This window comes from Shewanella sp. 10N.286.45.A1, assembly GCF_041470405.1.
Classification (GTDB): Bacteria; Pseudomonadota; Gammaproteobacteria; order Enterobacterales; family Shewanellaceae; genus Shewanella.
On sequence record NZ_JBFRMK010000339.1, the window covers coordinates 1 to 7,198 of the forward strand.

Annotated in this window: 7 protein-coding genes; 3 read left to right on the forward strand and 4 right to left on the reverse strand. The window is 42.9% G+C overall.

Going from position 1 to position 7,198, the window contains the following annotated elements; genetic code table 11:
• Together AB4238_RS20745 and AB4238_RS20750 are read left to right on the forward strand one after the other, a co-directional pair.
• On the forward strand, positions 1–848 hold an 848-nt coding region (locus AB4238_RS20745; RefSeq protein ID WP_372035355.1), incomplete at its 5' end, for a hypothetical protein.
• Between the two features lie 47 nt (positions 849–895).
• Positions 896–1,195 carry a hypothetical protein gene (locus AB4238_RS20750; RefSeq protein ID WP_372035356.1) on the forward strand — a complete coding sequence of 100 codons (300 nt, stop codon included), beginning with the start codon at positions 896–898 and terminating at the stop codon, positions 1,193–1,195.
• A gap of 345 nt (positions 1,196–1,540) precedes the next feature.
• Here the strand turns inward: AB4238_RS20750 and AB4238_RS20755 are convergent, their stop codons facing one another.
• The 3 genes from AB4238_RS20755 to prfB form a co-directional block, all read right to left on the reverse strand.
• Positions 1,541–1,882 (reverse strand): hypothetical protein, encoded by a 342-nt coding sequence (locus tag AB4238_RS20755; RefSeq protein ID WP_372035357.1) that lies wholly within the window; start codon positions 1,880–1,882, stop codon positions 1,541–1,543.
• Positions 1,883–2,329: 447 nt separating this feature from the next.
• Positions 2,330–3,832, reverse strand: coding sequence for a lysine--tRNA ligase (gene lysS, locus AB4238_RS20760; RefSeq protein WP_372035359.1), 1,503 nt, complete (start codon positions 3,830–3,832; stop codon positions 2,330–2,332).
• A 12-nt stretch (positions 3,833–3,844) separates the two neighbouring features.
• Positions 3,845–4,943 (reverse strand): peptide chain release factor 2 gene (prfB, locus tag AB4238_RS20765; RefSeq protein WP_248972883.1). Its coding sequence is split into 2 segments (ribosomal slippage): positions 3,845–4,867 and positions 4,869–4,943, totalling 1,098 coding nucleotides; the frame shifts between segments, so codons are not numbered across the junction.
• 225 nt (positions 4,944–5,168) lie between these two features.
• On the opposite strand from prfB, the gene AB4238_RS20770 reads away from it, so the two are divergent.
• Positions 5,169–6,074 carry a pentapeptide repeat-containing protein gene (locus AB4238_RS20770; protein ID WP_372035361.1) on the forward strand — a complete coding sequence of 302 codons (906 nt, stop codon included), beginning with the start codon at positions 5,169–5,171 and terminating at the stop codon, positions 6,072–6,074.
• A 338-nt stretch (positions 6,075–6,412) separates the two neighbouring features.
• Here the strand turns inward: AB4238_RS20770 and AB4238_RS20775 are convergent, their stop codons facing one another.
• Positions 6,413–6,988: a hypothetical protein gene (locus tag AB4238_RS20775; protein ID WP_372035362.1), complete on the reverse strand. Its 576-nt coding sequence runs from the start codon at positions 6,986–6,988 to the stop codon at positions 6,413–6,415.
• Positions 6,989–7,198: the final 210 nt, after the last annotated feature.

The following is a 7,198-nucleotide window of genomic DNA, read 5'->3' on the forward strand; positions in this document are numbered from 1 at the left end:
TTTGTGTAGAAGAGTCAGGATTAGGTCTGCCATTTAACTTATCTTATACCTTTGCTGAAAATGGCCTCTTCACCCAACAGAGTCTTGACGAAATCACCACTGCGAGTTGGTCAGTTGATGGCAGTGGCATTGTCGTTGATACCTCATCTTGGTCAACCCAAGTTCGGTCTGATTGGATAGAAGGGCTCCAAGATCCAGCCAACTGTACCTATACACCAATAAATAAGCGTTTTGAGATGATCAAAGGTCGCTTTAGAGGTGTACAGCAGGCTGTCGAAATCTTTAAGCACCATCGAGTGTGCGTAGATAGAGATAATGGCGTTGAGGTTGCCAACGAAATCATCGATGAAGAGATGTATTTCACTGCCTTTAATATCGATGATATTGAAGTCTGGCAAGAGAAAGACTTGAAAGGGCAATCCATTGTTTTTGAACACTATTCTGAAACAGCACTTGAATTAAATCGCCTGCAAGATAGCTTACCTGCAATGACCTATCAATTCGATGATAATGGCAGCGGTACGGTACTTGAGGATAGCGCCGATTTCAGTTGGAACATCGATGCTGATGGCGTGTTAACAATGAACTTTGCCGACTACTCCATCCGTTGGTTAAAACTGTTTGATGATCGCTCTGACCGTAAAGGTGGTGCATCGGTATTTGCCCTGTATGAAAAAGGCGATATCAATGTACAGTACACCAATATGGCAACGACACTATCAGCATCGAGCTGGCAAACCAGTGATTTGGTGGGCAACTGGGATCATGGTTTTAGCAGCAGTCAGCCCAAATATGATGTCATGGGTTATGGGATCAAATGGGAGCTGTTAGCTGACGGGAGCTGTTAGCTGACGGTAGTGCTAACCTAAAAGCAACCTCTGCAGATGGCAGCATTTTGTACAAAACAACGCCACTGCAGTGGTATATGGAGAACAACCAAGTAGTTCTATACCGTTCGCTTGAATGGTTAAATGGCAACCCAACCAGTAGTAATTGCGACCCACGAAGCGATAGTAACTGCTTCTATCGTCAGTACAGAAGTTGGCAGTTATTAGGTCAACATGGTAATCGTTATTATGTACTTGAGTCACTCTATGACAATGGTAATCCTTGGCAAGACGGTGCATTAGCCCTAGAAGATATTCCAGTGCACCACCGTACTAATTTTTATCAGCCGTTCAAAAAAGGCCAATAGTCACTTCATATTATTGTTTATCTGTAGCAGATACAGCAAAGGTATACGCTCATGCCGTCATTGGCGGCATGAGCGGTAAAACTGCTCGATGCAGCCGATTTTTATAATGTTATATAGCCTAAGTTGAACGTCTTGCACGCCTGTTTTAACTAGACGCTTATGCCAGTCAATATAAGCACTCGGTCGATGAGAGTATTTTTAATCTCAATAGCTAACGCGTTTCAACAACTTTAGCTAACCGGAGCACATATTTCAGTTATAAAAAAAGCAGTTAAGCTCAGGCTTAGCTGCTTTAATTCGGTTTAATATCGGTGAGCAACTAAAGCCTGCAAGTCTCAATAAAGACTAACTCGCTTTAACAAATTCACTTTCTCTAGCAAATGTTATTGCACCATCACAGATCTTAACCTGCTGTTGTTTGTTGGCCGCTTGGAAGTTCTTCATATAGAGATCCAGTGCGTCACTTGTCTCCTTTGACATCACCATATCTTCAATACCAGCACCTCTATGCGCCATGGCAGACTGTCCGACAATACTACCTTCAATCTGCATGTCATGTTCTGCGTAAAATGTGGTACAAATCATTAGGCTTGCCATGCCTAATGCCACATCTTGGTCCAACTGCTCTGCGCTTGCTTGTCCTGCAATCAAGCAGCTTAAAAGACCCGCCAATAAAACTTTTTTCATTATGATAAACCCTTTAATAAAGTCATCATCTTCCTGATATCTGTACGATATTCAGTGTTATCTCTTGTATCTAGAGCCATCATTCTCTAATGGCAGAGGTTAACACGCTGTCTATTTACCTGTATGTGATGCCGAGCCAAGTTAACTATTTTCGAGTGAAAACTGTGTGCTATACCACTAAAAACTTGACGAGTGTTTAGCAACTAATAAAACCAGTAATTAAACCAGTAATACTCGTTATTAGAAGAGCTTGCTCTGCGCAGAGTAATCTAGAGCAACTCAATCAACGGGATTGATGACCCAAGAATTGCGATAAAACTATGGATATAAAGAAATGGATATAAAAAAAATGAATACAAAAAATGGATATAAAAAAAGCAGCTAGGAAAACCTAACTGCTTCTTAATCTGTCTCTACTCATATTGAGTGAGGCAATACTGCTAACAACTAGCCTTGTGGGCGCATTGCTGGGAACAAGATCACGTCACGAATAGTGTGCGTGTTAGTAAATAGCATCACCAAACGGTCGATACCAATACCTTGACCTGCTGTTGGTGGCAGACCGTGCTCTAGGGCGCGGATGTAATCAGCGTCGTAGAACATCGCTTCGTCATCGCCTGCATCTTTCGCATCAACCTGTGCTTTAAAGCGGTTGTCTTGATCTTCTGCATCGTTAAGCTCAGAGAAACCGTTAGCCACTTCACGGCCACCGATAAAGAACTCGAAACGGTCGGTGATGAAATGGTTGTCATCGTTACGACGTGCAAGTGGTGAAATATCAGCAGGGTAACCTGTAATGAACGTAGGTTGCATTAACTGAGTTTCAGCAGTTTCGCCAAAGATCTCTTCAAGCAGTTGACCACAAGTCCAGAACTTCTCGATAGTCATGCCTAGGCTCTTAGCCAAGTTACGCATAAACTCAACGTCTTTAACTTCTTCGTAAGTCATTGACTGAATCGTTTCATTGTTTGGGTTGTACTTCTTGATCGCATCTAACATGCTTAAACGCGCGTATGGGCCACCGAAATCAACAGTATGCTCACCATATGGCAGCTGTGGAGAACCACAAAGTTCAGTCGCAATCGAACTTAGCATCTCTTCGGTTAGATCCATCAGATCTTTATAGTCAGCGTACGCCATGTAGAATTCCATCATAGTGAATTCAGGGTTATGACGTGGTGATAGACCTTCGTTACGGAAGTTACGGTTAACTTCAAATACGCGCTCAAAACCACCAACCACTAGACGCTTAAGGTATAGCTCTGGTGCGATACGTAAGTACATCGCCATATCGAGTGCATTGTGGTGAGTCTCAAACGGACGTGCTGAAGCGCCACCAGGAATGCTGTGCATCATAGGGGTTTCAACTTCCATGAACTCTTTTTTGATCATGAAGTTACGGATTGCAGAAACAACCTTTGAACGCATGATAAAGGCTTCACGAGACTCTTCGTTAACGATTAAGTCAACGTAACGCTGGCGGTAACGAGTTTCTTGATCTGACAAGCCGTGGAATTTTTCAGGTAGTGGACGCAGTGCTTTAGTCAGCAACTGGTACTGCTCCATGTTCACGTAAAGGTCGCCCTTACCTGAAAGGTGCAGCTTACCCGTGACACCGATGATGTCACCGATATCTAGACCTTGGAAAGTCGCCTTAAGATCTTTTTGAACATCTTTACCCGCGTAAGCTTGGATACGTCCACTCACATCTTGGATCACTAAGAATGGGCCACGCTTAGCCATAACACGGCCAGCAATTGAACGCTGAACGTCCATGCCTTCAAGCTCTTCTTTGGTGTGGTGACCATATTCAGCTTGGATATCTGCCGCTTTGTGTTTTCGATCGAAGTTGTTCGGGTGACCGTTTGCAGGGCAGTTCGCGCGAATGTGCTCTAACTTGGCACGGCGTTCTGCAATTAACTTGTTCTCATCTTGTGTTTGTTCAGTCATCTTCTTCTCTCGTTAAAGGCCAGATTTAAGGCTAGCTTCAATAAACTTGTCCAGATCGCCATCTAAAACGCTCTGGGTATTTCGGTTTTCAACGCCGGTACGTAGATCTTTAATACGTGCATCATCGAGCACATAAGAACGGATCTGGCTGCCCCAACCAATATCTGATTTGGCATCTTCGGCGGCTTGCTTATCAGCGTTCTGTCTAAGCATCTCTAGCTCATACAGCTTCGCTTTTAACTGTTTCATCGCAGCGTCACGGTTCTTATGTTGCGAACGGTCATTCTGACACTGTACGACAGTATTTGTTGGCACGTGCGTAATACGAATCGCTGATTCAGTTTTGTTCACGTGCTGACCACCCGCACCAGAGGCGCGGTAGGTATCAATTCTAAGATCAGACGGGTTGATATCAATCTCAATCGAATCGTCAATCTCTGGATAAACGAACACCGAACAAAAAGAGGTGTGACGTTTGCCCGATGAATCGAACGGTGACTTACGCACTAAACGGTGTACACCAGTTTCTGTACGCAGTGAGCCAAAGGCGTATTCGCCAGTAAACTTAATGGTAGCGCCTTTAATACCAGCAACATCACCATCAGTCACTTCAATCAGTTCCGGCTTATAGTCGTGGGCTTCGCCCCAACGCAAGAACATACGCAGCACCATATTGGCCCAATCTTGCGCTTCTGTTCCGCCAGAACCAGACTGAATATCTAAATAACAATCGGCTGCATCATGTGGACCAGAGAACATACGGCGGAACTCGAGTTCCTCTAACCGTTTCTCAAGGTCATTCAATTCAGCGCTTGCATCGTTGAAGGTTTCTTCGTCATCTTCTTCAACAGCAAGTTCAAGTAATCCTTCAATATCTTCTAAGCCGCTATCCATATCGTCGATAGTTTTCACTACCGCTTCAAGTGCGGAACGCTCTTTACCTAGCGCTTGTGCGTTGTCAGGATTATTCCAAACCTCAGCACTTTCAAGTTCTCTGCTAACTTCTTCTAGACGCTCACTTTTAGCATCGTAGTCAAAGATACCCCCGAAGAAGGTCGGTACGGTCAGCGAGCTCCTTGATTTTGAACTTAACTGGATTTACTTCAAACATGATTTAGCCAACTTTTTAATTAGTTTTGCCGACAACAAGCAATGACTTGCAAGCGTCTCAATTATATACAGATAGAAAACCCGCTATTTTAACCTATGCATGGGTTGAAACCTAGCCGCAAAACCGATCAAAACAGCAATTTTGTTCAACAATATTAGCTAAAGCGCTAAAAACTGACATTTAGCCAATGACCACACTTGCCGAGAACCCGCAGGTGACTCAGGCTTGTGCTATTGGCACGACCCAAAATTTATTAAAGACAGACCCGAAGATATTCAACAACTTGAACAATATGCCAGGCGCGGTGGTCAACTTAGGGGCATCAGCCTAAACCATGCCAAACTTAGTGGAGTCGATCTGGTGCGCCACCAGCAAAAAGTTGGCTACGATCTCAGTAACGCCGAGCTCTATCGCGCCGATTTAAGTGGCGGTCACCTGTTTAATATTAACCTTACCGATGCCAGTTTAATGAAGGCAGATCTACGAGAAGCTAACCTGCACTGCGCCAACCTTAATGGCTGTAACTTATTGGGAGTGAAATGGATTGGCTCCAAAATAGAGAACATGCATGCAGGTAAAGTACTACACCAAGAGAAACTCGCACTAGCAGCAGAAAAGCAAGGTAACACCGAGCAAGCCATGGACTATTTTGAACAGGCAGAAGAGATCTATCGCGATCTACGCAAAGCAGCTGAGCGCGAAGGTTTATTTGCCATGTCAGGTGAGTATATTCGTAAAGAGCTGACCATGCGCCGCCATCAAATGCCAAAACGTTGCGTAAAACGATTTATCTCTAAAGCGATTGACCTGTTTTGCGGCTACGGCGAAGCGCCGTTAAGGGTGATAGGGTTCTCGCTAGTATTAATCCTGTTTAGTGCTATTTTGTATTTTTTCACTGGGCTTAATTTCAATGGTGAAATTCACCAATTTAGCTTAAACAACAGCTTGGTCGATAATCTATTTATCTTTCTCAGCTGCATCTATTACTCAGTCGTCACCTTTACCACACTCGGTTACGGCGACTTCACCCCAATAGGGATCTCCCGCGCAATCGCCGCCTTCGAAGCCTTCACCGGCAGCTTCACCATTGCGTTGTTTGTAGTGGTTTTTGTGAAGAAGATGACCCGTTAACGAGAGCTTTGTGGCTCCAAGGCTTAAATGTATGTTGTCGTTGGCTCATTATTGGACAAAAACTTGTTTGTGCTTGAGTACTTCGACATCTAAAAGCCAAACCAATCAAACTTCGTTTGATTTAAGATCGTGACGCTTCGCCCACATCCGAGCCAAGGGGCAAGCTCATTATTGGACAGAATTTGGTTAGAGTTAAAACTCATAAAGTGATGACTCTTATTAGGAATAAGTATGGCAGATGTATATACGGTAACGCCTCCTTAAGAGGCTAAAAATAATTGGTTAAAATGAAAACAGCTAATTGTAAACTTTCCTGCTTTAATGACTTTTTAGGGTTACTACAGATCAAGCTCATTCATTACACCCAACACACCAAAAAATGCAGCAACTGGAACGGTAGCAACAGCATCGATTGCTACTGCCCCTGGTGTAACTACAATTTTACCAGCTTTAGATAGACCAGTTTCAGGTGTTTCAACCAAAACATAATGATCATCTTCAAGTTTTTGAAACGGGTAGCTTCCTTCAACGGTGTATCTTTTACCAGTTAAGTTAAAGGTTAATTCAATATTTCCATATGTGTCTTGATGGAACCCAAGTTCTCTAAGTTTTTGTTTATCCGATGCGTTATGTGTAATTAAATCCAGTTTACCACTGACATTATTTTCTTCATCTAGTTTGAAGCTTTCATATCTAGGATAAAATTCAATTGTACGACTTAGTTCAAGTGACTTTTTTAATATGTCACTTGCCTCAAATACATAACTATAATTTTTACCTGTTACAAGTAACAGTCCATTCTCTTGACTGGCATAAAATCCAGTAATTTTCTCTTCATAACTTGGAGCCTGCCAAACTTGTGATGTGCAGCCAGTCATAATTAAAGAAAATAAAATGATTAATTTAGTTTTCATGCTGAACTATCCTTGTAACCCTAACGCCCTAATAATGGGCTAAAAATTGTTGGCTAAAATGTTGAGGTACGAAAAAAGCAAACTGTTTTTAGTCCTTATTTATTAGCTTGTTGAACGAAGCCGCTCTGCGGCAGAAGAGATAATAAGCCTCTTTGCTCTCCCATCCTAAATACTTATTAGAGGCGATCCATTTTGATCGCTAACCTAGGA